The 329-nt window shown below is 68.7% G+C and carries 1 protein-coding gene; it reads right to left on the minus strand.

Annotation, left to right across the window (positions count from 1 at the left end; all coding sequences use genetic code 11):
- Positions 1 to 329 (minus strand): inositol monophosphatase family protein (locus B3T59_RS06330; RefSeq protein ID WP_287001765.1); only part of this gene is annotated, 329 nt, incomplete at both ends.

Here is a 329-nt window from a genome sequence, read left to right on the forward strand (position 1 = left end):
CCCGCCTCTGCTGCGACGAGGGCACCGGCCGCCCAGTCCCAGGGACTCAATCCGTGCTCGATATGCGCATCAACCGCGCCGGAGGCGACCATGCACAGGTCGAGCGCCGCGGCACCTATTCGACGTAGATCCCGAACCCGGGGAAGAAGCCGGGACATCAGCTCGCCCTGCACGCGTCGGCGCTCGACGTCGTAGCCGAAGCCGGTCGCGACCAGTGCGAGGTCGACGCGCGAGATCGGGTTGGCACGAAGCCTCGTACGCACACCGTCGCGCACTTCATATGCGCCACCCGACAGCGTCGCGGTGTAGACGACGTCGCGCGCGACGTC

The sequence above is a fragment of the Gordonia sp. UBA7860 genome (assembly GCF_002500165.1).
Lineage (GTDB): Bacteria > Actinomycetota > Actinomycetes > Mycobacteriales > Mycobacteriaceae > Gordonia > Gordonia sputi.